Source organism: bacterium, from assembly GCA_023150945.1.
In the GTDB taxonomy this organism is placed as follows: Bacteria; Zhuqueibacterota; Zhuqueibacteria; order Zhuqueibacterales; family Zhuqueibacteraceae; genus Coneutiohabitans.
The window spans coordinates 78,769-104,223 of the sequence record JAKLJX010000001.1; the positions used below are offsets into that span (position 1 = coordinate 78,769).

The window sequence follows — 25,455 nt, forward strand, 5'->3', positions numbered from 1 at the left end:
CCGCAGCGGGTTAAGGCATTTTGGCGAGGCCGGCAGTCTAATCACCTGCATTTGCCACCACCGGAATGCCGGCGGGGCTTTCACCTTGATCTTCACGCAGTGACTTTAAGGCAAGGAGAGTTTCTCATGAGCAAATCACGAAGATACTCGAGTCTGATTTTCTTATTCATCGGGATCGTGATCGGCAGCCTGGCTTTTTCCAACTTCCACGAAGGGCCGCAGGCCCGAGCCTCCAGCACCGAAGCACCGGCCGGGCGGGCGACCGTGCCGCCCGCGCGCGATAAGGTCATCACCTCATTGCGCGATTTGAACAACGCGTTCGTCGATATCGCCGCCACCGTGAATCCCACCGTGGTCACCGTGTTTACCGAAAAGGTGTACCGTTTGCGCGGGCAAAGCCCGTTTGCTGCGCCCTTCTTCTTTGATCCCTTTGGCGATTTCTTTGGTGAAAATTCGCCCTTCGGCGGCCGGCGCCGCGAACGCAATGCGCCCGAGCAGCAGTTTCGCCAGCAGGGTTTGGGCTCGGGCGTGATCGTGGGTGCGGACGGCTATGTCCTGACCAACAACCATGTCATTGCCGAGGCCGACAGCATCAACATCCGCACGATTGACGGCCGCACCCTGCCGGCGAAAGTGATCGGCGCCGATCCCAAGACCGACATTGCCGTGCTGCGAGTGAATGCGAAGAATCTGCCCGCCATCCGCCTGGGCGACAGCGAGAAGCTGCGCGTCGGTGAATGGGTGCTCGCGATCGGCAGCCCGCTGAGCGCCAATCTCGCCAGTACGGTCACGCAGGGCATTGTGAGCGCCAAGGGCCGTTCCAACGTTGGGCTGGCGCAATACGAGGATTTCATTCAGACCGATGCTGCGATCAATCCGGGCAATTCCGGCGGCGCGCTGATCAACCTCGACGGCGAGTTGGTCGGCATCAACACCGCGATCGCCTCGCGCAGCGGAGGCTTTCAAGGGATTGGTTTCGCGGTACCGATCAACATGGCGCGCAGCGTGATGGAATCGCTGATCCAGCACGGCAAGGTGATCCGCGGCTGGCTGGGCGTCAGCATTCAAAGCGTGGATGAAGCGCTGGCCAAAGGCCTGAATTTGGACAAGCCGGAGGGCGTGATCGTCAGCGAAGTGGTGGAAGGCAGCCCGGCCGAGCGGGCGGGTTTGCGGCCCGAAGACGTCATTCTCGCTCTGAACGGCCGCAAGGTGAAGGACAACAGCCAACTGAGCGCGGACATCGCGGCGCTGGCGCCCGGCACACAGGTGACGCTGAGTGTGCGGCGTGACAATCGCATGCGGGAAGTAACGGTGACGTTGGGCGAACAGCCCGCGAATTTGGGCGAGCGTGGCAGCACGCGCTCACAAGAGGAATTGCTGGGCTTCACGGTCGAAACCCTCAACAGTCGTCTGGCGGAGCGCTACAACCTCGACAACCGCCGCCGCGGAGTGGTGGTGACGGACATCGCTGCCGGCAGTTCAGCCTACCGCGCCGGCCTGCGCGAGGGTGATCTCATCCTTAAAGCCAATCGCCGCGCCGTGCAAAATGTGACGGAATTTCAGGAGGTGTTAAGCGATGCCAAAAAAGGCGACACCGTGCTTCTGCAAATCGCACGGGATGCCGGTACGCAGTTCCTGGCGTTTGAATTGTGATCCCCTTGCCTGCAGCGTGTGTTTTGATATGTGATTCCAGTACGCCGGACCCGCCTGCACCAGCGGGTCCGGCGTCTTGTGCGGCATTGAATTCCCGCTTGGCCCTTGTCCGCCAGTGGGGGAGTATGATATGAAAAGGCTTGGTACCAAAAAATCCCCAAACCGTCTCCACCGTCTTCGCCTCTGTCGTAAGCTTGTCCCGGGGTAGGAAGGCTCGGCCAGTGTGTTACATCTGGCCGGATCGTCCAGGCAATGAAATCAGGCAACGTGTCCAGCAGTGCGCTGTGAGACCACCTTACTCTGCAATTCTCAAACCACCGCTTTCTTGATTATTCAAGCAGGAGTAGTCAACCAAATCGTTCCAGGGATGATCGTCTTTCTCTTTTGCTTCCCGTGAAAGGAGCACCGCATGCTGATGCGAAGAATTGCTGAGGCGGACAATTTTGTCGTGCGAACGTCCGATCTCAACGAATCACATTCTGGAACAATGACGAGCCTGGCACAACTGATTTCACCCCAACAACGGCAACGCTTTGTGAAGCAGGTATTCGGCGGCGACCCGGCGGCCTATGATCAGCTCATGCTCGAGTTGGACTCGGCATCCGACTGGCCGCAGGCGCATCGGTTGATCCGGCGGCATTTCCGCAAGCATCAAATCAATCCTTACCTCAAGGAGGCCGCTTCCCTTTCAAATCTCATCTACAAGCGCTACTATCCGCACGACGTGTACGTGTGAGCGCTGGCGCCGCATGGTCATTCCCTTCACCAATGTGAACAACCCCGCTTGTCATCGCTGGCAGAACAGCCCGCGAAGACTGGCGGGGTTTTCTTTTGCTGCTGTTGGTTGCCGCCGGCGTCCTGAACGGCGTAAAACTTCGTCGCCACGATGAAGCCGGTAAATTTCGGGATTCGTGCTTGAAATTTGTAAAAGATCTATTATCCTGATCCCAGGTTCGCGCGGTTGAGATCGACGAAAGTGCGATCTCGCATAACTCCGGGTTGGCAGACATGTGTTTTGCTCAAGGAGGAACTCTTGAACGCCTTTGAATGCCTGGTTGCCGGACTTCGCCGCCTCCGGCAATCGCCTTCCCGCCCGCGCGCTGAGGCGGTATCATACCATCACCTGCTGCTTTGCGTTCTTGTCATCGTCATCCTCTGCTGGAATCCGGCTGCGGCTGGGATGGCCATTTTCCTTGGGATGGCTCTCTTGTTCACCGATTCATCCGATCTTGATCTGGTGCGAAGGTGTGCCCATGATCCCCATAACGAGGCACTCTGGCGCGAATTCAAAAGACGCTATGAGGGGGCCATCCGGCACAGTGTTGTTCGGACGCTGCAACGCCATAACCAGCACCATGCCGGCGCATTGCCGGCAGCCGTGGAAGACATTGTGCAGGATATCTACCTGCGGCTGCTGCAGCATAATTGCCGCGCCTTTCAGGTGTTCAAGGGTACCACTGAAGTGTCCTGGTTTTGTTACCTGCGCGTCATCGCCACGCACATCACGCTCAATCACTTGCGCAACAAGAACGCGGGAAAGCGCCCTCCCATCGACCATTCGCTCGATGCCCGCACCGATTTTGACCGCGAGCGGCAGTTGAACCAAGGCCGGACCACTGGCGATCACCAGTCGACGACCGACGAAGGCATTCGCATGATGGAATTGTACGATCAAATCAACTACTGCCTGGATTTGGCCTTGCGTGGTCCCAACAAAGCGCGCGACAAGCTCCTGTTTCAGCTCTACTTCTTTGACGGTCTCAGTGTCGAGGAGATTGCCACCAACCAGGGAATCGGCATGACAGCGCATGCGGTGGAGGTCGCGATTAGCCGCGTGCGGCAGCGGCTGTCGCATTTTGTTGACTGGGTGTGACATTCGATTTGCCGCTCCAACTTTTTTTGTGATAGAACTTGGGGTTTTGGTGTCTTTAAAGGCGAACGATCGAGCGCCTAACTTCCCAAATGAGCAGTTTCGAATTCCAGAGATTGACCGATCGCTGAGTCATGGCTGTGCCGCAGTCCGGGCGGGCACAGCCATCCTTCCATTCCTGTTCCTCTCAGAGCGAGGCAGCCAGGCCGGCGCGCGACGATTCTTGGGCTCCTGCCTGGAGCTGGGAGGAATGATATCACTCAAACTATAGCATGTCGTACTTTCCGAATGGGAGATTGGGTGTGGATGAGCACTTTGATTTAGTTGCTTGGCTCGCTCGGCGTCGCAGGATGCTTGATGGTCAGAAAGCAAAGGCCATGGCCGAGCATCTCACCGCGTGTGAGAAATGCCGCCGACTGGATGAACTTGCCGCGCATCTCGAAGTCATCGCGCTGCAGAACTATCAGAAAGGTGAACGAAAAGTTGCCGACCGCTGCCCGGAGGTGGAAACGCTGGCACTGTACTTTTCCGGTTTGCTGCCCTTCCTCAAGAAACGCAGGGTGGAACAACATTTGGCCGGTTGTGATTCGTGCCGCCATGTACTGGCGGAAATGATGCGGGCGGAATCCACCACCGCTGTCAGCGGTGAAGAATCCGTGGAACCGGCCCTGCAATCCGACAGCCACAGTGAGAGGGTTGTCGGACCGGCAGAAGGATCAAAACACGAGAGCGCTGCTGCAAGCAGTGAACTCACGGGAATTCCAGCGCAGGCGCCTGGACAATCCGCTCTCTGGATTACTCTCAAAGCTCGCTGGCGGCAGATGGACTTCAGGCCGCATCAGATGGCGGTGGCGGCAGTCGCTGTTTTGTTGCTAACCTTGACGGCGGGCCCCAAGTTGATCGTCTGGCGCAGCAATTATTCGGCACAGGCGGGGATGAAGCGGCTGGCGGAGCACCACGAAATCCGGCGGGGAGAATTGCGGTTTGCGGGCGATTTCCTGCCGGCAGAACTGGCGCCGCGCAGCGGAGATTCCGCGGAAGAAGATGCCGCAGTTGCGCGGTTGCTGCAAAAGAGCCTGTGGTGGAACCAAAACAACCCAATTGCCAAACGCGGTCAAGCCCTGCTTTCCTACTTCAATGGCGATTTCGCCACCGCCCGGCAAGGGTTGGCTGAATTGCTGGATAGCTCACGCAACGAAGCCGGGCTTTGGAATGACTTGGGGGTTGTGGCCGAGGCCGCGGGCGATACCACGCTGGCACTGGAGTATTTCAATCAAGCTCTGGCGAGCGATGCGACGTTGGCTGCGGCCCATTACAACCTGGCGGTGCTGCTGCAGAAGCTTGGCCGCCGGGTGGAAGCGCAGCGCGCATGGCAGCGCTATCAGCAAGTGCAAGATGACCCGGCTTGGCGACGGCGAGCAGCGGAGCGTGCACAGGAAAATTCAAGATGATGAATTTTTTCTGAGAGAGTTGTGAGTGCTCCCGCCTTTCCCGGGTCTTATCGTGGTGTACGGCGATGAAGTTCTCGAACCTCTCCCAGATGAAAGAATGACATCGTCACCACACGAGACGATGGGGTGTGGGGGAATGGGGGTACGGGACGGGCTACACCTGTGGTCTCGTCCCGTTCTTCTGTTCATAATGATCGCCCGCAAGGGTGGCTCAAGGAAGTGCCAGGAGCGGTGCTTATGCCGTGAACGAGAAGCCATTTTGCCAGAACGAGTGCAGAATGGCTTTCTCGTTCATGGGGGCAAGTATAAGGTTCCGGCCAGCAGGCTACTTTTTGAACAGTTGATCCAACTTCTTTCTGGCTTCGGCGGCGCGGTCAGCTCCCGGTTGGCGTGACTTGGCGGCCGCCTCGAAATAATCACAAAAGTTTCCCATCTCCTTGTCCTGCACCCATTCGGCCTGTGGCTCGCGGCACTGATGGTGGGCGTTGACATCATAGAAGCGGCAGTTGCGGCAGCAATGCAAATAGGCTGCGCATTTCGGACAGGTGTCCCGCCGGCCCGGTTTTCCCTCCAGTGAAATCTCCTTCCCACAAGAATAGCATTGCATAACTCACTCCCGATCGGTTGCGATTGGCTGCTGATTGGCTATTGCCCCGGCCTGTGCTGCAACTCGCCGGCAGGTCTCACCGGCGGGCTGAAATGTGTTTGCCGGGGCCAATTAACGAATAATTGCCCTCCCAAACAACCCCGGCGGCGATAGTGCCGCCGTCCCGCTTGCCAAGCCGCGTGTCAAACCCAGCTTGCTTTCGATCCGAAAGGGAGGTTATATTGACTGCGGCCAATTGCGTGGAGAAATCTGCCATTTAACATTGTCAAGCTCATTCAACCTCAATTTGCAACCTCGCCTATGCTGTCAGATCTCCCGTTTCATCCCGTCATTGCGAACTGGTTCAGTGACAACTTCGGCGCGCCGAGTCCGCCACAGGCGCAGGGCTGGCCGGTGATTGCTGCCGGCCGCCATACGCTCATTCTCGCGCCCACCGGCTCGGGCAAGACGCTCGCCGCGTTTTTGTGGTGCCTCGATGATCTCTTTCGCCGCGGCCTGCAACAACCGCCCAAAGCATTCGGGCGCAACGCTGAAGGCATTCACACTCTCTATGTTTCGCCGCTCAAGGCGCTGAACAACGACATTCACCGCAATTTGCAGCAGCCGTTGCATGGCATCCAGGAGGCCGGCCGGGCCAGCGGCCTCACGCCGCCCGCGATTCGCGCGCTGGTGCGCACCGGCGATACGCCCGCGGGCGAACGCCAAGCCATGCTCCGGCGGCCGCCGCATCTGCTCATCACCACGCCGGAATCGCTTTATCTGCTGTTGACTTCGCGGGCGGGTCGGGAATTGTTTCGCGGCTTGCGTTATCTCATCGTTGATGAAATTCACGCCGTCAGCAGCAACAAACGCGGCGTCCATCTCAGCCTGTCGCTCGAGCGCCTGATGCCACTGTGCACGGCAGAGCCGGTGCGCATCGGTCTTTCCGCCACGCAAAGGCCGCTGGAGCGCATCGCCGCCTTTCTCGGCGGGCAGGTGTTCCGGCCGGGAGAAGACCGCCCGCAGCCGCGTCCGGTCACGATCGTGGATTGCGGCCAGCGCAAGGAAATGGACCTGCAGGTGATCTCGCCGGTGCCGGATTTCGGCGACCTGCCCGACGCCACCGTCTGGTACGCGGTGATCGACAAACTCTACGAGTTGATTCATGCCCACCGCACCACGCTGGTGTTCGTGAACATGCGCGGCCAGACCGAGCGCGTCGCCCGCTTGCTGAATGAAAAACACCGCGACGCCACCGGCGATCCCGAGGCCGAGCTCGCGCTCGCGCATCACGGCAGCCTGGCGCGCGAGCGCCGCTATGAGATCGAAGCGCGGCTGAAGGCAGGCGACATTCCGGCGGTCATTGCCACCGCCTCGCTCGAACTCGGCATCGATATCGGCAGCATCGATTTGGTCGTGCAGCTCGAATCGCCGCGCACGGTGGCGGCGGCATTGCAGCGCGTCGGCCGCAGCGGCCACTTGCTGCACGCGACCAGCAAGGGCCGGCTGCTGCCGTTGTATCCCGCGGATCTGGATGATGCCGTCACCCTCGCCCGCTGCATGCACGCCGGTGACATCGAAGAGACCGTGATCCCCGAGAATTGCCTGGACGTGCTCAGCCAGCAGCTCGTCGCCGAAGTGGCGATGCGCGATTGGTCGCGGCTGGAACTCTACCGCCTGGTGTGCCACAGCTATTGCTATCGCCAACTCTCGCTGGCGATGTTCGACACCGTGCTCGAGATGCTCGCCGGCCGCTACGCCGAAGCACCGTTGCGCGCATTGCAGCCCCGCCTCACCTGGGATCGCATCAACGACCGGTTGATCGCCCGCCGCGGCGCGCGCCTGCTCGCCACGCTCAATGCTGGCACCATTCCCGATCGCGGCTATTACGCCGTCTATCTCGCCGACAGCAACACCAAGCTCGGTGAGATGGAGGAAGAATTCGTATTCGAATCGCGCGTGCACGACGTCTTCTACCTGGGCAGCAGCGAGTGGCGCATCGATGCCATCGAGCGTGATCGCCTCATCGTCTCGCCGGTGCGTGCGGTCAGGCCGCGGCCGCCGTTCTGGCGCGGCGAAAATCTGTTGCGCGATTATGCCACCAGTCTGAAAATCGGCGCGTTCCGCCGGGAGTTGATCGAGCACCTCGATCGCGGCGACAGTGTGGCGTGGCTGCAGCAGCAGGGCTTCACCGATGCCGCCATTGCCGCCAATCTCGCGGACTACTTTGCGCGCCAGCGGGACTACACCGGCGCCATCGCCAACGACCGGGAAATCGTCGCGGAGTGGTATCGCGATCACGCCGAAGAGTCCAGTTTGATCGTGCACGCGCCCTTCGGCAGCCGCGTCAACGGCGCCTGGGCCATTGCCCTGTGCCGCGTGCTGGAGAAACGCCACCAGGCGGAAGTGCAGTACACCTACAACGACGACGGCATCGTGCTGCGCCTGCCCGATACCGGCGCGCCGCCCGCGCTCGCCGAACTCCTGCAATTGCCTCCCGAAGTGATCGAACAAAGCCTGCTGGAAACCGTGAGCACCAGCGCCCTGTTCACCACGCAATTTCGCTACAATGCCAGCCGTGCGTTGCTGCTGCCGCGCGCGCGCGCCGGCAAGCGCGTGCCGCTCTGGCTGCAACGGTTGCGCGCCGCCGATCTGCTGCAGGTGGTGCGCGAGTTCCCGGACTTTCCCATTCTCCTTGAAACCTATCGTGATTGCCTGCAGGGCATTTTTGATCTGCCTGCGCTGCGTCACGTCTTGTCCGCCCTGCAGGCGCAGGAGCTCCGGCTGCATATCGCGGAAACGGCGCGGCCCTCGCCCATGGCCTCAGGCCTGCTGTTTCGCCTGACCTCGGAGAATCTCTACGAATTCGATCGCAATCGCGCGCCCGCGCAAGCCGCGGAGGTGAGCAGCGCACTGCTCGCGGAAATCCTGGCGCAGGAAACCATTCCCTCGCTGATCACCCCCGAGCTGGTGAAGGCATTGGAAGCACGCTGGCAATGCTTGACGCCGGAGACGCAAGCAGCCTCGGCAGAGGATCTGTTTGTCCTCATCGAAAAACTCGGCCCGCTGCCGGAGGCTGAACTGCAGCGCCGCAGCCGCGACGATATTTCACCCTGGCTGGCGAAGCTGCAGCAGGAGAAGCGCATCATCGCTCTGCCAGCTCCTCTTGCCGGTTGGATCGCCGCCACCGACGCGCCGCTGTTTCACGATCCTTTCACGCTTGCCAACGTTCGGGTGTTGGTGCAACGCCTGTTGCGCAGCCGCGGCCCATTGCCGCTCATCGAGCTTGCCGCACTATCGGAGCCGCTGCCGCTCGGATTGTTGCAGCATCTGCCGCCGGAACTATTGCAGCAAGCCCTGGCTCAGTTGCATCACCAGCGCGAAGTCGTGCGCGGCCAACTCGTGATTGGAATGGCGGGCGAGCAATGGTGTGACCGTCATAATTTTGCCGAACTCTATCGCCGCGCCATAGCCCTGCGCCGCGCTGCGCTGGCGCCGGCCAACCGGGAAATCTACTACCGTTTTCTGTTGCGCTGGCACAAGCTCGGCCTCGCGGGCCAGCCGCTCGAGGAAGTGCTGAGTAGGTACAGCGGTTGTCAACTTCCGCTGCAGGTGTTTGAACGCGAACTGCTGCGCAGCCGTTTGGGGAGCGAGCAGCTCCCGGCAGCTCTGGAAGCGTTCGAACAAATGATCACGCGCGGCGAGCTGATCGTCGTGGCGCGCCGCACCGGTGACGAAGGCCGCCGCCACCTGATGTTCGTTCCCCGCGGCGAAGGCGGCACTTTTCTCACCAAGCCGGCGCTGCGCGAAACCGCCGAGCGCCTGGACGAGGCCGCCAGGGCGATTCATCAATTTCTGCAGGAGAATGGCGCCAGTCTGAAGCGCGACTTGCTGATCGGCACCAACTTGTCTTCGCTGCAAATCGAGAATGCGCTGAGCACGCTGGCCAATCTCGGTCTGGTGAGCTGCGACAACTATCAATCGTTCCTGCAGTGTTTGCAGCCTGCCGCGGCCACTCCGGAAGCCGGATCCTCTCTGCCTGGGCTGGTGCCGCGACCGTCATGGGCGGCGCGCGATCGGCAGCGGCGTCCCCAGCCGGGGTTTCGCCGAATGCTGCGGGAACGCGCTGCCCCGCTGCAGCAGGAAGGCCGCTGGTTTCTCACCAGCTCGTTTGGCGTGTTGGGAAAGGAGAGTGCGCACACCGAGCGCGCAGCACGCCAGGCGCGGCTGCTGCTGTACCGTCATGGCATTTTGGTGAAGGAATGGTATCGCCGTGAAAACGGCTTGTTGCCCTGGCCGCAACTCTTTCACTGGCTCAAGCGCCTGGAGTGGCAGGGCGAGATCCGCCGCGGTTACTTCATCGAGGGATTGTCCGGCGTGCAGTTCGCGCTGCCCGCGGCCATCGAGTTGTTGGAGGAATTGCAGACGGAGAAGCACGCCAATCCGCTGCCTGCCATGCTGGTGAGTACGATTGACCCGGCGCTGCCCTTTGGCGGTGCGGTCGAGTGGAATTTCACGGACGCGAGCGGCGGGAAGATCGCGGTAACACGCGCTCCTTCGAATCATCTGTTGTTATGTGAGGATCAGCCGGTGGTCTATGCCGAGAATTTTGCCAGCCGCCTGTGGCGCGGCGCCGAATGGCGCGCGGACATGGCTCCGGCGTTGCTTCAACATCTCAAAGCATGGCTGCAACTGCCGGTGAGTTTGCGGCCGCGGCCTCGCCTCGAAACGCTGGCGATCGACGGCGCGCCGGCCGCTGCCAGCGAGCTGGCTCAGGTTTTCCTGCAAAACGGCTTTGAAGCTGAAGGCGAGAAACTGGTGCTGTGGCCTTCGGCGGCACAGCACGCGTGATCACGATCCGTGGTGAGAAATCCGCAAAACGCCAAAGCCGGAACTCGTCTTCCCGCCGTTTTCTCAGGCGAAATGAAGAAATCTGGAGAACGAGTCCGGCTTGTTTGTTTATCGAAAGAGATTGCCGAGTCGCGCAGGCAGCCTGTGCGTTTCAATCACTCTTCGCTGCGCGCCGTGATTGCCGGCGGGAGGGCGTGTCGCGCTCGTCTTGCGCTTTGGGCGTCGGCGCTGCTTTTACTTCGCGGCGCGGCTGCCGGCGGTTTTGCAGCGACTCTTTTGGGGACTTCTCCTGCGTGTCAGCGGGAAACCCAGATTCGCCTCGCTGCGCCATTCTCGGGTGACGGTCAGGCGGCGCTGCGGCAGGTGATCTCCGCCAGTCGCGGTCCTCGGGCGGTGGCGTCCAGTAGCCGCGCCGATCATGCTCCCGTTTTTGCATGGGCGGCAGCGGTGCCGGCCGGTCGTGGTGGTAGGGCCGGCCGCGATAGACCATGCGCGGCCGCACTGCAATGGGCGCGACAAAGAATGCCGGCGCGCACCGTGGGCCGAGATGAATGCGAATGTCCGCTTCCACCCGCGCAAAGATGCGCGGGAAATCATAACGCCGGTAAACCACCCGGGCGGGACCGAGGGTCAATCCCGCTGCGCAGAAACTGCGGGTGAGCCAGGGCGCGAGATAAACCGGTTCCGGTGTGAGAATCACGCCGATCTGCGCCTGCCCCGCGCAGTCACCGTAATCCAGCCAGAGATCGTCGGCCAAATCGCTGAGGCTATAGACGCGATGCTGGCGAAGCAACCGTTGGTGATGATGCGCCAGCGGATAGATGATTTCCACGCCGCCGTAGGGATCGATTTGATAGACGGTGACGTAGCCGCGATCGCTCACCCGCAAAAACACCTCGAAGTACGCTTCGGCATCACCCCAACCTCCGCTGGTGTGAGTTGACCAAACTTCGACACGGGCTGCGGGTGGGTGATGCGCCTCCGCCCGTTGGCCGGCCGACGCCAGCACACCCATCAGGATGAGGGAAAACAGGAATTTTTTCATCGCAATATCTCCTGCCATGAACATGAATGAAAAAGCTTGCAGGGCGGCAAGCTGCTCCCCGCGTGCAACCCGCCGCCTAATTTGTCTGTGTTCATAAATGAAGAGACTGCCCAGGCGCTTGACTCGGAAGCGTGCACACGTCGAACAAAACTCGCTCGTACTCATTACGAAGCGCCCGGGCGGTGGTGTTTTGGGACGGGCACCAATTTAGTGCTCCGGATTGATTCGCCCAGATCTTACGCAAGGCCTGTGCCAGTGTGCTGCCATGTCCAGCTTTCAGCGTGTCCTTTCTGCAGACGGAAACGAAAGCGCCATGCCAGTGAGGAATGCAATTAGCGGAGGGGGTTGATTCTTGCAATCTCGCATGCTTGTCGCTCTGATCGGTCACTCGCCTGTCTGCCGGACCGCCAGCGGCAAGCGATGTCATTTCTGCCAAACAGCATGCAGGCCTCCGATGTTGCAACTGGGCTGTGTGTTTTTGACGCAAATGTGTCAGGCGAATATCCAGTGGCGCTCGTCTCGCGGTTGAACTTCTTCATTGACTATCTTGGGGAACTTCCCTACTTTTTCGCCGCCTTTGAAGAAGCAAATCCTTCCGCAGACTGATCGCGAAGCTGCGGACCGGTCTGGCATTCGACAACTTCATGGTCGTGACGGGACGACGGCATTGCGTTTTTTTTCAAGAGGACAAAGCATGAGCGAGGCGCGCAGCAAAATTCTGTGGGTTGATGACGAGATCGAGTTGCTCAAGCCACATATTCTGTTTTTGGAAGACAAAGGTTACGCCGTCCAGCCCGTCACCAATGCCGATGATGCCATTCAACTGATTCGGGATCAGCAATTCGACCTGGTGTTATTGGACGAAATGATGCCGGGCAAGGACGGATTGTCGGCTTTGGCGGAGATCAAGGAAATCAATCCCGCGCTGCCGGTGGTGATGGTGACGAAGAACGAAGAGGAACGGTTGATGGAAGAGGCCATCGGCAGCCGCATTGACGATTACCTCACCAAACCGGTCAACCCCAGCCAAATCCTGTCGACCTGCAAGAAGATTCTCGACCGGCGTAAAATCACGGGCGCGCGTGTGTCGCGGGAATATATTGCGGAATTCAACACGATTTCACAGCGCCTGCTCGGTCCGCTCACCTGGGAAAACTGGATCGACATCTATGTGCAGTTGTGCGAGTGGGAGGTCGAATTGGACCGGCATGACGATCTCGGCTTGCGCCAGACGCTGGCGGATCAAAAGCGGGAAGGCAACGCGGAATTCGGCAAGTACATCGAGAAGAATTATCCCGCGTGGGCTGCCGGCCGGGAACGGCCGCCGCTGTCGATTGACGTCGTCAAGGACCACGTGATTCCGCCGGTGCGGGAAGGCCGGCGCGTGACCTTTATCGTCATCGACAATCTCCGCCTCGATCAGTGGCTCACCATCGAGCCGCTGCTGCGCGAGTTGTTCGCGGTCAACCGCACCCACTATCTCGCCATTTTGCCCACGGCCACGCCCTATGCGCGCAACGCGATTTTCGCCGGCCTGTTTCCGCGCGAGATTCAACGCGAGCATCCCGAGCTTTGGGCTTTTGACAAGGACGACGACAGCAGCCTGAACCGCCACGAACACGCCTTTCTCGAAGCGCAGCTCCGCCGCCTCAACGTGAACCCGAAGCCGCCGCTGAAATACATCAAGATTCTCGATCAAAACGAGGCGCGCGCGGTGGAAAAGCAGATCGGCTCCTATGCCGAATTGCCGCTGCTGGCGCTGGTGGTCAATTTCGTCGACATTCTCGCCCACAGCCGCAGCGATTCTGAAGTGCTGCGCGAGATCACGCCGGACGAAGCGGCCTATCGCTCGTTGACCAAATCCTGGTTCGGGCATTCCTCGCTTTACCGCATTCTGCGCGAGCTGGCGCAGCGCGGCAACACAGTGATCATCACCTCGGATCATGGCAGCATTCGCGGCATGCGCGGCGCCAAGGTGATCGGCGATCGCGAAACCTCCACCAATTTGCGCTACAAATTCGGGCGCAGTCTGAAGGCCGATCCCAAACAAGCCATCATCGTGCAAAAGCCGGAAACTTACCAACTGCCGAGCCTGAGCATGACCACCAATTTCTTGTTCGCCAAGGAAGACTACTATTTCGTTTATCCGACCAATTATCATCACTACCTGAATCACTATCGCGACAGCCTGCAGCACGGCGGCGTTTCCATGGAAGAAATGATTCTGCCGATCGTTCGGCTGGAACCGTTGGCGGCGCGCTGAGAACGCTTAGGCTGTGCCAGAAATCCATGAAGCCACGAATCCCGCCCAGTGCGCACACCATCACTTTGAGGGCAGGCCGGTTTTGATGAATGCTTCGCAAATCTCCATGCAAGAGTTGTCGGCAGCGCTCGCGGGTGAGCGCTCGCTCGTGCTCGCCTCGCACTCGCCCGGCGAGACTCGCCAGCTCGCGGCGCGCCTGGCCGGCCAGGCGGCACCGGGTGAAGTGATCCTGCTGGTGGGCAACCTCGGCAGCGGCAAGACGACTTTCGTGCAGGGCTTTTGCACCGGCCTCGGCGTGCCGGTAAAAGCGACCAGCCCGACTTTTACGCTAATGCACATCTATCAAGGCGGCCGCTGCCCAATCTATCACTTCGATTTCTATCGCATGAACACGACCGCGGAAATTGCGGCGCTCGGACTCGAGGAATATTGGGAAGGCGAGGGCATTTCATTGATCGAATGGCCGCAGCTCGCCTGGCCGCTGCTGCCCGACAAACCGCTGGCGGTGCGCTTCGATATGCCGGATTTCGCCGGCCAGCCGGAGCGCCGGATCATCGCGGTCGAACGGGCAACGCGCGAGGAGCAGGCACGATGACGGTCCTGGGAATTGAAACGGCCGGGTCGATTTGCAGCGTGGGCTTGGCCGAAGCGGAACGCGTGCTCGCAGAAATTTGGTTCGACCTGAAGCACATTCACGATCGCGTGCTCAGCGAAAGCATCCGGCATCTGACCCGGCAGGCGGACCGGCCGCTCGGCCAGATCGATGCCATTGCCGTGTCGGCAGGCCCGGGCTCATTTACCGGTTTGCGCATCGGCATGGCAGTGGCCAAAGGCCTGGCGTTCGCGGCGCAAAAGCCAATGATCGCGGTGGACACTTTGCAGGCGCAGGCCTACGCGGCGCGCGCTGCGGTCCGCCGGCCGGAGGAAATCATCGTGCCGGTCACCCGCTCGCGCAAAGGCGAAATCTACACCGCCAAGTTGCGCTGGGACACCGGGCTGCCGGAACGCCTGACGCCCGATCAGGTGATGGCAGTGGCGAGTTTTCCCTCGTTTCTGCAAGAAGCCGCGCTGCTGTGCGGTGACGGCGTGCCAATGTTGCGTGAGGCCGGCCTGCTGCAAACCCGTCCGGATTGGGTCGTCGTCCCGGACGGCAGTGCTCGTCTCGGCGGCGGCGTGATTGCACGGCTCGGCCAGATGAAACTGGCGTTGGGTGAAGCCGTCTCTGCTGCGGAGCTGGAGCCAATGTATGTTCAGGAGTTCGTGCCGGGCGCGCTCGCCACTGCGGTTCCTTCCTCTTGAAATTCAACGAATGGTGCGCTGGAGAAGTCAATTTGAACAGCAAGCGCGAACGCAGTTTGGGATTGCTGCGCCGTCCCGGTTGACGGAAAATGCCGTTCGGCGAACCGGCCTCTCCGGCACCACCATTTCAAGATTGAAATTGCAATCCACTTTGTGATGTGCTAAATTGCGCCCGCTCGCCGCGCGACTGCGGGTATTCCCGGAAGACAAGGCGAAAAAATCCTGATCAGCCTGGTGAAGTGATGATGCAGACATCCAAATCCAAAAAACTCGCATTAACCGCCTCCGTCAAGCAGGAAATCGGCCAGCTTATTGACACGCGCATCCGCGAGGTCCACGTCACCAGGGAAGACTTCAGCGAACTGAAAGCCATCGTCAAGGATCTCGCTGTCGCCCAGGAGCGGACGGAACAGCGACTCGGGCAACTCACTGAAGCGCAGAGGAAAACCGATAACAGAGTCGAGCAGCTTGCTGAAGCGCAGCAACGGACAGAGCAACGGCTCGAACAGCTTGCCGAAGCCCAGCAGCGGACAGAACAGCGGCTCGAGCAGCTTGCTGAAGCCCAACAACGGACAGAACAGCGGCTCGAGCAGCTTGCTGAAGCCCAACAACGGACAGAGCAACGGCTCGAACAGCTTGCCGAAGCCCAGCAGCGGACAGAGCAGCGGCTCGAACAGCTTGCCGAAGCCCAGCAACGGACAGAGCAACGGCTCGAGCAGCTCGCCGAAGCCCAACGGCAGACCGAGATCGAGGTCAAAAGGCTCGCGGTCGGGCTGAACGAGACGCGCAACGAGCTTGGCGGTTTGGCACGCAGTTTCGGGTATGCCTTCGAAAATGAGGCCTTTCGGATGTTGCCGCCCGTTCTGCTGCGAGACCACGGCATTACGATCAAGAACAAAATCATCAGAGCGGAAGTCGGCGGCAAAGAAATCAATCTCCTGAGCCGCGGGGAAAAAGAGGGGCGGGAAGTCATGATTGTCGGCGAGGCCAAGCTGCGCCTCGATGAGCGGCGGGAGAGCAAGAAGCCGGACGTCTTCGACGAATTGGAAGAAAAAGTTCAAGCCGTTCTGGCGGAATTTGGCCCGGCCGAGATCGTGAAGGTGTTGATCACGCACTACGCCACCAGGAAATTTCTCGATCTCGCGCGGGAAAAGGGCATCATCGTCGTGCAGAGATTCGAATGGTGAGCCGGGTGTCGTGCGCCGCGCCGGTTGGTAGAGCAGCCCGTGGGCAGGCTCGCCGAAGCGGGAATGGCTGCACTTCCCGCCGTTGGCGACGCGTGAATTTCCCTTCTTCGTTGTACTGAGTGAGAATCGTCAAAGATGAAGCGGAGCATGCCCGCAATTGCGCCTGGTGCAGCCTCGCCGCTTGGCCGGGCAAGCGAGCTCGTTCTGCGTCCCATGCGGAGCGAGGATTTGCCCGAGGTGGCTGCCATTGCGGCGCACAGTTTCACCGAGCCGTGGCCGGAGGAGTCATTTCGGGCGGAATTGGGATCAGCCCTCTCGCATGCCATCGTGCTCGAATGCGCCGGTGAAATTGCCGGTTTCATGGTCTTCTGGCTGGTGGCGGACGAGTGCGAGATTGCCAATGTGACCGTCAAAGAGGGCCATCGCCGCCGCGGTTTGGGGCGGAGGCTGCTCAACTATGCGTTGCAGCAGGCGCGGCAAAATCGCTGCACTGCTGCCTATCTCGAAGTTCGCCGCTCCAACCTGGCAGCGCAGCGGCTCTACACCAGCCTGGGCTTTGCGGTGCGCGGCGTGCGGCCGGGCTATTACGTTCGCGACGGCGAAGATGCGGTCGTGATGTGGAAGAACCTGAAAAGCGAATGATCATCTCTGAGAGAGGAGGATCGAGGTGGCATGGTTCAAGCGTGAAAGCAAGGGGTTGGTCTCGCAGCAGAAGAAGGACATGCCCGACCTGTGGGCCAAGTGTCCGGCGTGCGACGAGATCATCTACAAACCGGATCTGGAGAAGAACTTCTTTGTCTGCGCCAAATGCGGGTATCATTTTCGCGCCACCGCCCGCGCCTACCTCCGGTTTCTGTTGGATGAAGGCAGCTTCGAGGAATTCAACGCCAACATCGTGCCGGTCGACGTGCTGAAATTCAAGGGCATCAAAAAGTACGGTGATCAGCTCAAAGAAGCCGCGCGCAAGAGCGGCGTCTTCGATGCGGTGATCACCGGCTACGGCCGGCTGGCGGGCCAGCGGCTGGTGCTGGCAGCGATGGATTTCAGCTTCATCGGCGGCAGCATGGGCTCGGTGGTGGGCGAGAAAATCGCCCTGGCCGCGGATGAATCCTTGTATCGGCGGCAGCCGCTCATCATCATCTGCGCCTCCGGCGGGGCCCGCATGATGGAAGGCGCACTCTCCCTGATGCAAATGGCCAAGACTTCCGCGCGGCTGGCGCGGCTGGCCGACGCCCGTGTGCCATTTGTTTCGATTCTCACCCACCCCACCACCGGCGGTGTGACCGCCAGTTTTGCGATGCTGGGCGATGTCATCATTGCCGAGCCGGGCGCGCTCATCGGCTTTGCCGGCCCCCGCGTGATCAAGCAAACCATCGGGCAGGATTTGCCGGAGGGCTTTCAAACCGCCGAGTTTCTGCTCAAGCACGGTTTTGTTGATTTGATTTGTCCGCGGCCCGCGCTGCGCGACAATCTCACCAAGCTGCTGCGTGTCATGGTGAATGAATCCGCGGATGAGACCAAAGACGGCGCAGTGCGCTGGGCAGAAACCAACTCCAAGCCCGCCGGCCTGCAGACCGCCTGACCCCTGAGACAGTCATCGAACAAATCCAAGAGTTGCTCACCCGCCGCGACCAGGCCGGGTTCTCACCTGTGGAGAGGTGAACCCGCTTCGCCATGCCGGCGCGGCCATCCGCGACGACCATGAAACCTCACATTCTCCTGACCAATGATGACGGCATCTTCGCGCCCGGCCTGTACGCCTTGTATCAGACCCTCAAGAGCATTGCCGAGGTTTCGGTGGTGGCGCCGGACAGTGAGAAAAGCGCGGTCGGCCACGCCATCACACTTTCGGATCCCCTGCGGGTTTCGAAATTCGAAAAATTCGGCGAGTTCTTCGGTCATGCCGTCAAGGGCACGCCCGCCGATTGCGTGAAAATCGCCTATTACGCGCTGCTCGCGCGCAAGCCGGATTTGGTGGTCTCCGGCATCAACTACGGTTCCAACACCGGTATCAACATCATCTACTCCGGCACGGTTTCCGCCGCCACCGAAGGCATGCTGCTCGGCATTCCCGCTATTGCCATTTCCCTCACCACCTACACGGATGCGGACTTCACCTATGCCGCCAAATTGGGTGTGCGCTTGGCGGAAAAGGTGCTGGCGCAAGGCCTGCCCAAAGATACCCTGCTGAACGTCAACGTTCCCAACGTGCCGGAAAGCGAAATCCGCGGAATCGCCATCACGCGCATGGGCAATTCGACCTACAACGACAATTATGACCGCCGCGTCGATCCGCACAATCGTGTCTACTATTGGCTCACCGGCTCCAAAATCGAGGCCAACGAAGGCATCGAGTTCGATGACGGCGCCGTGCGGCAGAATCTGGTCTCGATTACGCCGATTCACTTCGATCTCACGAACTACCCGTATCTCGAGCGCCTGCGGGAATGGAAGCTGACGGTTTGACGCCGGGCGCGCCTGGCGGGCGTCGTTATTTTTCGCTTTGTTGCATCCGTGCAATTCGCTATTGTATCGCCATTTCGAATACCAGCCGGCGCCCGCGCCCGTTTTCCGGCGGCAGGTGGTCGCGTCCGCCGCCGCGCACACGCAGCGCCTCTCAGGCCATTCACTCTAACCATTAACCCAAGGGAGGAAGCCAGTGAGCTTCAAAGAAAGTTGGGGATCACGCGTCGGTCTCGTGCTCGCGATGGCGGGCAACGCCGTTGGTCTCGGCAACTTCCTGCGCTTTCCCGCGCGCGCCGTGGACAATGGCGGCGGGGCCTTCATCATCCCCTACCTCGTTTCGTTCCTGCTGATGGGGGTTCCCCTGCTGTGGGTCGAGTGGGCGATCGGAAGACACGGCGGCAAGTACGGCCATCACAGCGCGCCCGGCATGATGGATGCCCTGGGCGGCGGCAGGTGGTGGAAGTACATCGGCGTCTTCGGCATTTTCACCAATCTGGTGGTGGCGGCTTACTACTCCTATCTGGAATCCTGGACGCTGGGCTATGTTTGGTACTCGCTCACCGGCGCTTTTTCCGGCTTGCAGCCCGGGGAGGTGTCGGCCTTCTTCAACAACTATGTGGGCACCACCAACGGTTCGTTTTTCAACTTTCCACCGGCGGCGGTCTTTTTCTTTCTGATCACGCTCGGATTGAATGTCTGGATTCTCTCGCGCGGGCTGAGCAAAGGTGTCGAAATCGCCGCGAAGATCGGCATGCCGATGCTGATTCTGTTCGGCATTTTTCTCGCCATTCGCGCCCTCACCCTCGATGCCGGCGAGCACGGCGCCGTCAACGATGCCATCGTCGGCCTGAATTACTTGTGGACACCCCAATTTGATTCCTTGTCGAATCCGCGCGTGTGGATCGAAGCCGCCGGCCAAATCTTCTTCACCCTCTCGGTGGGCATGGGCTCGATTCACTGCTATGCCGCCTACTTGCGGGAGAAGGACGACATCGCCCTCAACGCCTCCTCCGCGGGCTGGATGAACGAGTTCGTCGAAGTGGTGCTGGGCGGTTCCATCGTCATTCCGATCGCGGTGGCCTACTTCAGCATGGAATGGATTCAAACGCCCGGCAATGTCGGTTTGACCATGGCCTTCCGCACCATGCCCAATCTTTTCCAAAACTGGGGCCCGTTCTTCGCAGCGCTCTCCGGGCTGGCCTGGTTTGGCCTGCTGTTCTTCGCCGGCATCACCAGTTCGCTGGCCATGGGCCAGCCGGTGATGGCGTTCATGCAGGACGAATTCAAGTACACGCGCAAACGTTCCGCACTGGTTTTCGGCTTCCTCACCTTCCTGCTCGCGCTGCCGACGATCTTCTTCTTCGGCTATGGCGCGTTCGGCGAATATGATGACTGGGTCGGCAGCTACTCGCTCGTCATTTTCGCGATGTTCGAGATCATCGCCTTTGCCTGGGTATTCGGCATCGACAAGGGGTGGGCGGAGATCAACCGCGGTGCCGACATCAAAGTGCCGCTGTTTTTCAAATTCGTCATCAAGTACATCACGCCCGTCTTCATCACCGCGGTGTTCGTCGGCTCATTGGTCAGCCCGGCCGGCGGTGATTGGGCGGCTGCGTTCGGCAAACTCTTCCAGGGCGAAGGCTGGCCGCTGGATGCCGGCAGCCTGCTCGGCAAAATCCTGCATGTTGGCTTTGAAGATACCAGTTGGTTCAAAGACGGCGAGCCGACCCGCGTCTTCATCGTCGATATGACCCGCACGCTGCTGCTCATCGTCTTTGCCGGCATCGCGCTGGCGGTACGCCACGCCTGGCAGCGCCGCGCCCGGAACGCATAAGGAGCCACGGCCATGTCAACTCTCGGTTTGATCACGATGCTGGCCGCCTGGACCATCATCGGTTTCATCACGATTCGCTTCTTCATCAAAGTGCTGACCACGCCGCAGCGCAAAGACTGAGGCCGGAAAGGCGGCGCAAACCACGATCGGCTGGTGCCGGTCGTGGTTTGCCGTTTTCCCGTAACCGCCATGCCGGTTTCGAGCCGGCCGGAACGCGATGCTGCGCATGTGAATTTTCACGAGATGATCACCGGCTTTGCGCATGTGTTTGGAAATGAAAAATGAATGCTCTCCCCATCATTCTGCTCGCGCTCGGCATGTACGCCATTGCCTACCGTTACTACAGCGCCTTCATTGCAGCCAAGATTCTCACGCTTGACGATCAACGCCTTACTCCCGCCCATCGCCTGTCCGACGGGCAGAATTATGTTCCCACCAACAAATGGGTTTTGTTCGGCCATCATTTCGCGGCGATTACCGGCGCCGGCCCGCTCATCGGTCCGGTGTTGGCCGCGCAGTTTGGCTTTCTGCCCGGCTTGCTTTGGCTGGTGATCGGCGTGTGCCTGGGCGGCGCCGTGCATGATTTCATCATTCTCGCTTCTTCGGTGCGCCACGATGGCAAATCCCTGGCGGAGATGGCGCGCACGGAAATCGGCTCGGTCACCGGCATCGTGACCGCCATCGCCATTCTCTTCATCATCATCATGGCGCTCGCCGGCCTCGGCCTGGCCGTGGTCAATGCGCTGCACGACAGCGCGTGGGGCACGTTCACCATTGCCACGACCATCCCGATCGCGCTGCTGATGGGGCTTTACATGTACCGTCTGCGCAAGGGCAAAATCGCGGAGGCCTCCGCCATCGGCGTGGTACTGCTCATTTTGGCGGTGGTGGCGGGCCGCTACGTGTCCGATTCCTCGCTGGCCTCGTTCTTCGCGCTGCCCAAGAATGAAATCACGCTCGCGATTGCCGTCTACGGCTTCATCGCCTCCATTTTGCCGGTGTGGATGCTGCTCTGCCCGCGTGACTATCTGAGTTCTTACATGAAAATCGGCACCATCGCCTTTCTGGTGATCGGCATCTTCGTGGTGCATCCGGATTTGAAAATGCCGGCGCTCACCTCTTTCATCGCCGGCGGCGGCCCCATCGTGCCGGGCAAGCTTTATCCCTTTGTGTTCATCACCATCGCCTGCGGCGCGATTTCCGGCTTTCACGCGCTGATCGGCTCCGGTACGACCCCGAAAATGCTGGACCAGGAGTCGCACGCGCGCCCGATCGGCTATGGGGCGATGTTGATCGAAAGCCTGGTGGGCGTGACCGCGCTGATCGCCGCCAGCGCCCTGCATCCCGGCGATTACTTCGCGATCAATGTGCCGGTGGAAAAATTTGCCAGCCTGGGCATGAGCGTGGTGAATCTGCCCGAGCTTGAGCAGCAGGTGGGCGAGGCGGTGGCTGGCCGCACCGGCGGCGCCGTGTCACTGGCCGTGGGCATGGCGCAAATCTTCACCGCGCTGCCTGGAATGAAAAATCTGATGGCATACTGGTATCACTTTGCCATCATGTTCGAGGCGCTGTTCATTCTCACCACCATCGACACCGGCACGCGCGTGGCCCGCTTTCTGGTGCAGGAGTTTTTCGGCAAATTCTACAAACCCCTCGAACGCGCCGACTGGATGCCGGGCACGATCCTTTCCAGCGCGCTGGTCTGTGCCGCGTGGGCCTACTTCATCTTCACCGGCAGCATCAGTCAAATCTGGCCGATGTTTGGCGTGGCGAATCAACTGCTGGCGGCCATTGCCCTGGCCGTGGGCACCACCATGATCATCAACGCCGGCCGCGCGCGTTACGCCTGGGCCACCATCGTGCCGCTGGCCTTCGTCGGCGCGACGACGCTGGTGGCGGGCTGGCAAAGCATCACCGACAACTTTTGGCCACTGACCCGCACGCCGGCGCTGGCCTGGCAGGGCTATGTTGATTCGGCCTTGACCGCCATCATCATGCTGTGCGCCGTTGTGGTTTTCGCCAGTTCCCTGTGGCGCTGGTTGCGCGTTCTGCGCCGTCCCGGCACGGTGGCGCGGACACCGGCGTAGGCGCCGCGCTGCCGCCCTCGCTTCTGAGGTTGCTTCACGATCCCATTCCCGCTGCGTTGAAAGGTCTGCATGTCTTATCTGTTTCTCTTTCTCACCGGTTTTCTCATTTCGCGCGTGAGCGTGCGCTATCATCTGGTCGAGCGCTTTTTTGCCCGGCTGTTCAAGGCGCGCAGCGATTCTTTCAAACAATTCCTGCTGTATCTGCTGATCGCCTCCGCGGTGGTGTCGATGTTCACGCCCAATTTTATCGCCGCGCTCACCCTGCTGCCCATGCTCAACACGCTGGCGGAGAGTTTCGAGAAGCAGCACCACCCGCGGCTGGCGCGGCGGCTGACCACGATCATGGTCTGCGTGGTGATGTATGGCTGCAACATCGGTGGCATGGGCTCGTTGGTCGGCAGTCCGGCCAATGCGCTCATGCTCGGCGCACTGGAGCTGTTCAAAGTGGCCGGCCGCGAAAAGATCAACTTCCTTTCCTGGTTTGGGTGGAGCCTGCCGCTGGTCGGCATCATGATTGCCTTGGCGTGGGCACAGAGCGTGTATTTGTTCGTGCCGAAAGCGCAGCGCAATGAAGGCATTGATATCCCGGAGTTCCGCGTCCGGCCCGCGCACGCCGAGCGCATACGCTTCGCCTGGCTGGCCATTGCCACTTGGTTCGGATTTTGGGCGTTGCATTCGATCTTGCAGATCATGCTGCCCGTCTCCGGCTGGAGCTTCACCATCGCGAATTTCGAGCTTGGGTGGAACTTGTGGGACAAGCTCGCGGCGATTTTTGGTGTGGCGTTCCTCGTGCTGCTGTTCGCCCCGCTGTTTCGCAATCACAAACCGCAGCGCGAGCCGCTGTTGCGCCTGGCCGACATCTTCAATGAACTGCCGATCCGCGCCTTCGCCTTCGTTGCCGCCATCCTCGCGATCAGCGGCCTATTGATCTACCTCAAAGTGCCGGAATGGCTGGGCCAGCATCTGGTAAAACTCATTCCGCCGGATTTGCCGCCGTTCGCTTTGTATTTCTTCCTCTGCTTCATCACCACCATGGCGACCGAGGCGCTGAGCAACACCACGGTGGCCGTGGTGCTTTTTCCTTTGGTGTATAATTTGGCTTTGAGCTTGGGGCTGGAGCCGCTGGTCGCGCTCATGGCCATTGGTTTGGCTTCCACCAATGCCTTCATGTTGCCGCTCGGCACGCCGGTCAACGCGCTGCTGTATGGCGGCGTGAAAGATGTCTCGCTGCGGGTGATGGCGGCCGCCGGCTTGATGCTGAATCTCCTGAGCGCGTTTTGGCTGGCCGGCTTTCTGGAGTATGTGATCCCGTGGTATTACGGCTTGTGAACAACGGTGCGCGGCGGCCAGTGCAGCGTTGTGCTGTTGGCAGGCGGGCCAAAGGCCGGCAACTCGATGCAAGGGTAGCGGAAGCGGCATGAAACCCATTCCCATTGACTCGCCCGGGAGTGCCTGGGCCAGGCGGCTCTACCGGCCGGCGGTGTTCGCGCTGGCGGCGCTGGCCTATTGGCTGATTTCCTCCCTGCCGGTGCCGGAGAATTTGCAGCCGCAGGCATTGCAAGCCGTCGGCATCTTCGCAGTCTGCATTCTCTTCTACGTCACCAACGTCATTCCTTTGATGATCACCAGCCTGCTCGCGGTGATCTTGTTCCCGCTCGCCGGCGTGCTCGATTCCAAAACCACCTTCGCGCTGTTCGGCAATCAGGTGGTGTTTTTCATTCTCGGCGCGTTCATTCTGGCCTCGCCTTTCATGCGCAGCGGCTTGTCGCGCCGGATCGCGCTGGCAGTGCTGCAGCGGTTCGGCACGTCGCCGCGCCGCCTGCTGTTCGGTGTGCTCGCCTTTCCGGCGTTTCTGTCTTGTTGGATGTCGGAGCATGCCGTCGCCGCCATGATGTTTCCCATCGTGCTGGAAATCAGTGATTGCTTGAAACTGCCGCCGCAGACCAGCCGTTTCGGCAAGGCGCTTTTCTTGGCGATGGCGGCCGGTTGCATCATCGGCGGCATCACCACGTTTTTGGGCGGTGGCCGTGCGCCGCTGGCCATCGGCATCTTGAAAGAGTCCACCGGAATGACGGTGGATTTCCTGCCCTGGGCAATGGCCGCGCTGCCCACTACGGTGATGCTGTTGTTGACTTCCTACTATGTTTTGGTTCTATTCTACCCGCTGGATGTGCAGAGCGTCGAGCAAGTGCAGGAGATGCTGGCACACCGCCGCCAGGAGCTCGGCCCGGTGAAGACCCGCGAGCTGATGGTCGGCCTGCTGTTGCTGGCGACCATCCTGTGCTGGATGACGCTGGGCCGCGAATTCGGCCTCGCCAACATTGCCATTATCGCCGTGGTGCTGGCCTTCGTCTTCAAATTGACGGAATGGCGGGAGGTGGAGGAGGACGTCAACTGGGGCATCTTCCTGATGTATGGCGGCGCGATTTGTTTGGGCTATGCCATGGAAAAAACCGGCGGCGCCGCCTGGCTGGCCCAACACACGCTCGGCAATTTCGTGCATTCGCCGGTGATGTTGATCGGCGCAATTTCGCTGTTCTCGATCGTGCTCACCGAAGCCATCAGCAATTCCGCGGTGGTCGCGCTGTTCATGCCGGTGGCCATGAGTATGGGCCGCGATCTCGGCATTGATCCGCGCGTGATGACGATGGTGGTCGCCATTCCCAGCGGGCTGGCTTTCATGCTGCCCATGGGCACGCCCGCCACCGCCATTGCCTTTTCTTCGGGATTCCTGAGCATGCGCGACACCTTTCGCACCGGCCTGGTGCTCAACCTCGCGGGATGGATTGTCTTCAATCTCTCCATCTATCTCGTGTGGCCGGTCCTGGGGTTTCGCGTGCTTTGAACGATGCAAACTGTTGCG

General features: G+C 60.4%; 18 protein-coding genes. 17 read left to right on the forward strand and 1 reads right to left on the reverse strand.

Annotation, left to right across the window (positions count from 1 at the left end; genetic code table 11):
* Nucleotides 1–126 precede the first annotated feature (126 nt).
* From L6R21_00315 to L6R21_00335, 5 genes are all read left to right on the forward strand, one after another.
* Nucleotides 127–1,653 carry a DegQ family serine endoprotease gene (locus L6R21_00315; protein MCK6557616.1) on the forward strand — a complete coding sequence of 509 codons (1,527 nt, stop codon included), beginning with the start codon at nucleotides 127–129 and terminating at the stop codon, nucleotides 1,651–1,653.
* Nucleotides 1,654–2,062: 409 nt separating this feature from the next.
* Complete coding sequence (locus L6R21_00320; protein MCK6557617.1) at nucleotides 2,063–2,389, forward strand: hypothetical protein; 327 nt, start codon at nucleotides 2,063–2,065, stop codon at nucleotides 2,387–2,389.
* Between the two features lie 471 nt (nucleotides 2,390–2,860).
* Entirely contained in the window at nucleotides 2,861–3,526 is a 666-nt protein-coding gene (locus L6R21_00325) for a sigma-70 family RNA polymerase sigma factor (protein MCK6557618.1), read from the forward strand.
* Nucleotides 3,527–3,900: 374 nt separating this feature from the next.
* The gene (locus tag L6R21_00330) at nucleotides 3,901–4,974 is read left to right on the forward strand and encodes a zf-HC2 domain-containing protein (protein ID MCK6557619.1); all 1,074 of its coding nucleotides are present in this window, start codon (nucleotides 3,901–3,903) and stop codon (nucleotides 4,972–4,974) included.
* Between the two features lie 907 nt (nucleotides 4,975–5,881).
* Nucleotides 5,882–10,411, forward strand: a complete 4,530-nt coding sequence (locus tag L6R21_00335) for a DEAD/DEAH box helicase (protein ID MCK6557620.1) — start codon at nucleotides 5,882–5,884, stop codon at nucleotides 10,409–10,411.
* Nucleotides 10,412–10,562: 151 nt separating this feature from the next.
* On the opposite strand, the gene L6R21_00340 is transcribed toward L6R21_00335, so the two are convergent.
* Nucleotides 10,563–11,456, reverse strand: coding sequence for a DUF4384 domain-containing protein (locus tag L6R21_00340; GenBank protein ID MCK6557621.1), 894 nt, complete (start codon nucleotides 11,454–11,456; stop codon nucleotides 10,563–10,565).
* A 345-nt stretch (nucleotides 11,457–11,801) separates the two neighbouring features.
* Between L6R21_00340 and L6R21_00345 the strand changes: the two genes are divergently transcribed.
* The 12 genes from L6R21_00345 (at nucleotide 11,802) to L6R21_00400 (ending at nucleotide 25,437) form a co-directional block, all read left to right on the forward strand.
* Nucleotides 11,802–12,062 (forward strand): hypothetical protein, encoded by a 261-nt coding sequence (locus tag L6R21_00345; GenBank protein MCK6557622.1) that lies wholly within the window; start codon nucleotides 11,802–11,804, stop codon nucleotides 12,060–12,062.
* An 88-nt stretch (nucleotides 12,063–12,150) separates the two neighbouring features.
* Entirely contained in the window at nucleotides 12,151–13,719 is a 1,569-nt protein-coding gene (locus L6R21_00350) for a PglZ domain-containing protein (GenBank protein MCK6557623.1), read from the forward strand.
* Nucleotides 13,720–13,804: 85 nt separating this feature from the next.
* The gene (gene tsaE / locus L6R21_00355) at nucleotides 13,805–14,314 is read left to right on the forward strand and encodes a tRNA (adenosine(37)-N6)-threonylcarbamoyltransferase complex ATPase subunit type 1 TsaE (protein ID MCK6557624.1); all 510 of its coding nucleotides are present in this window, start codon (nucleotides 13,805–13,807) and stop codon (nucleotides 14,312–14,314) included.
* On the forward strand, nucleotides 14,311–15,018 hold the full coding sequence (tsaB, locus tag L6R21_00360) for a tRNA (adenosine(37)-N6)-threonylcarbamoyltransferase complex dimerization subunit type 1 TsaB (protein ID MCK6557625.1): 708 nt from the start codon (nucleotides 14,311–14,313) through the stop codon (nucleotides 15,016–15,018). The genes tsaE and tsaB overlap by 4 nt, the downstream gene beginning before the upstream one ends.
* Nucleotides 15,019–15,176: 158 nt before the next feature.
* Nucleotides 15,177–16,205, forward strand: coding sequence for a hypothetical protein (locus tag L6R21_00365; protein MCK6557626.1), 1,029 nt, complete (start codon nucleotides 15,177–15,179; stop codon nucleotides 16,203–16,205).
* Nucleotides 16,206–16,352: 147 nt separating this feature from the next.
* Entirely contained in the window at nucleotides 16,353–16,847 is a 495-nt protein-coding gene (rimI, locus tag L6R21_00370) for a ribosomal protein S18-alanine N-acetyltransferase (GenBank protein ID MCK6557627.1), read from the forward strand.
* Between the two features lie 25 nt (nucleotides 16,848–16,872).
* A complete protein-coding gene (gene accD, locus L6R21_00375) occupies nucleotides 16,873–17,787 on the forward strand; it encodes an acetyl-CoA carboxylase, carboxyltransferase subunit beta (GenBank protein MCK6557628.1) in 915 nt (304 codons plus the stop codon).
* A gap of 119 nt (nucleotides 17,788–17,906) precedes the next feature.
* On the forward strand, nucleotides 17,907–18,671 hold the full coding sequence (surE, locus tag L6R21_00380) for a 5'/3'-nucleotidase SurE (GenBank protein MCK6557629.1): 765 nt from the start codon (nucleotides 17,907–17,909) through the stop codon (nucleotides 18,669–18,671).
* Between the two features lie 241 nt (nucleotides 18,672–18,912).
* A complete protein-coding gene (locus L6R21_00385; GenBank protein ID MCK6557630.1) occupies nucleotides 18,913–20,505 on the forward strand; it encodes a sodium-dependent transporter in 1,593 nt (530 codons plus the stop codon).
* Nucleotides 20,506–20,786: 281 nt separating this feature from the next.
* Nucleotides 20,787–22,592: a carbon starvation protein A gene (locus L6R21_00390; protein MCK6557631.1), complete on the forward strand. Its 1,806-nt coding sequence runs from the start codon at nucleotides 20,787–20,789 to the stop codon at nucleotides 22,590–22,592.
* A gap of 69 nt (nucleotides 22,593–22,661) precedes the next feature.
* Nucleotides 22,662–23,921: an anion permease gene (locus L6R21_00395; protein MCK6557632.1), complete on the forward strand. Its 1,260-nt coding sequence runs from the start codon at nucleotides 22,662–22,664 to the stop codon at nucleotides 23,919–23,921.
* 88 nt (nucleotides 23,922–24,009) lie between these two features.
* The gene (locus L6R21_00400) at nucleotides 24,010–25,437 is read left to right on the forward strand and encodes a DASS family sodium-coupled anion symporter (GenBank protein ID MCK6557633.1); all 1,428 of its coding nucleotides are present in this window, start codon (nucleotides 24,010–24,012) and stop codon (nucleotides 25,435–25,437) included.
* Nucleotides 25,438–25,455: the final 18 nt, after the last annotated feature.